This window comes from Treponema sp. R80B11-R83G3, from assembly GCF_054786115.1.
This window is the reverse complement of record NZ_BDHF01000339.1, coordinates 1-797: the sequence shown is the minus strand read 5'-3', so window position 1 is coordinate 797 and position 797 is coordinate 1. Positions and strand designations below refer to the sequence as shown.

Annotated in this window: 1 protein-coding gene; it reads left to right on the top strand. The window is 47.4% G+C overall.

What is annotated here, in order from left to right; genetic code table 11:
- Window positions 1–577 (top strand): zinc-binding metallopeptidase family protein (locus ACYVRH_RS13715; protein WP_461257447.1); only part of this gene is annotated, 577 nt, incomplete at its 5' end.
- Between the last annotated feature and the right edge of the window lie 220 nt (window positions 578–797).

Sequence of the window (797 nt, the reverse complement as noted above, 5' to 3'; positions counted from 1 at the left end):
AGCTATCACCGCTCTTACGCACGAAAAATCAGCGCCAAATAAAACATTGGTTTGTTATCTGTCAGATAAAGAAGAAATCGGCTCTGTAGGAAACACAGGCGCGCGCTCCGTCAACTTTGAAAACTTTATCGCTCTCCTTTGCGGCGGCTCTCAGGCGGATTTGCGGCTGTGTTTTTCGCGCTCCGCCATGCTGTCCGCCGATGTCAACGCCGCGTTTGATCCCACCTACTCAGGCGTATTCGATAAAAAGAACGGCTCATTTATCGGAAAGGGAATTGTGCTTTCAAAGTACACAGGTTCCGGCGGCAAGTACGGCGCAAGCGACGCCAATGCGGAATTCTGCGCTAAGGTGCAGGCGATTATGAGCCGCAATAAAGTCCAGTGGCAATTTGGCGAATTGGGAAAAGTAGACAAAGGCGGCGGCGGGACAATCGCATTGTATGCCGCCAATTTGGGAATAGAAGTTATCGATTGTGGCATTCCGGTACTGTCAATGCATTCGCCTTTTGAAGTTATCAGTAAAATAGACCTTTATACGACGTATAGGGGATATATCGCTTTTTATAAAGAGGCATAGCGGGAAGAATTTACCACGAACCACACGAACCAGAGCGAACAAAGAAAGACGAGCGTTAAACCAGTTCGCCATTGAGTTCGGAAAAGAACGGGTTCCGTTCTGATGATATTTTCCATTTACACAAAAAATATGATAGGCTCGCCCCTGATCCCTTTAGTTTTCTACTACGCGCATATCTGTAGTAAATCTCCCCGCTCTCTAGGTTCGCTCCTTGTTCGTG